The sequence below is a fragment of the Desulfobotulus pelophilus genome, assembly GCF_026155325.1.
In the GTDB taxonomy this organism is placed as follows: domain Bacteria; phylum Desulfobacterota; class Desulfobacteria; order Desulfobacterales; family ASO4-4; genus Desulfobotulus; species Desulfobotulus pelophilus.
Map to the genome: position 1 here is coordinate 1 of NZ_JAPFPW010000074.1, position 767 is coordinate 767.

At 62.2% G+C, this 767-nt stretch carries 2 protein-coding genes; both read left to right on the forward strand.

The window, feature by feature from the left end; translation table 11 throughout:
• Positions 1 to 358, forward strand: a 358-nt coding sequence (locus OOT00_RS16075) for a hypothetical protein (RefSeq protein WP_265426438.1), incomplete at its 5' end; no start/stop codon positions are given.
• Positions 355 to 738 (forward strand): DUF2190 family protein, encoded by a 384-nt coding sequence (locus tag OOT00_RS16080; protein WP_265426439.1) that lies wholly within the window; start codon positions 355 to 357, stop codon positions 736 to 738. The genes OOT00_RS16075 and OOT00_RS16080, both read left to right, overlap by 4 nt.
• Positions 739 to 767 lie beyond the last annotated feature (29 nt).

The following is a 767-nucleotide window of genomic DNA, read 5'->3' on the forward strand; positions in this document are numbered from 1 at the left end:
CGCAGGCGCAGCCAATGCCCATGGCGGACAGGGTAACCCAGCAGGAAATCAGGCCAACGGACAGGGAGGACAGGCCAATGCCCAGACTCCCGCCCCTGTGGCCCCGGTTACTGGTCCCACGGCTGCGGACATTCTGGCGGCTTTGCAGGCGGCGACCCCTCCCGGTGTTTCGGCGGGTGGTCCGCCTGCGGGCGCAGCGGCGCTTCCCGGTGGCGGCCCGGATTTTCTGGCTCTGGTGGAAGGTCATATGGCCGCCAAAGCCTGCTCCCGTGGGGAAGCCATGCGGGAGATGCAGGCCAACCATCCGGAAGCCCATAAAGCCTACATCCTGGGTCTTCAGAAAGGCGGTGCCGCATGAGCTATGTTCTTGGGCCAAGATCCTACGAAGTGGGAACCGGCGGTGTGGAATCTTTCCGGATTGTGCAGCTTGACGGGGAAAAGGTGATTCTGAACAGCGCAAGCGGAACGCCCGTCGGCTTTGCCACCACCTATGCGGCGGAGGGGGAGCGGGTGTCTGTGCAGCACCTTGGGGTGGACGGCACCTGGGAGCTGGAAACCGCCGGGGCTGTCGGTTTATTGGATTTGGTCTTTGCGGCGGATGAGGGGCGGATTCAGATTCTTCCTTCGGAAGCGGGGACCTACAGGAAGATCGGCATTGCCTTGAAATCGGCCGCCTCCGCAGGGGAGATCATTGAGGTGCTGCCCTATGATTTTCATGCCACCGTAACCGTTACCTAAAAGGGGTCAGACCCCTTTTTCCCGAGACC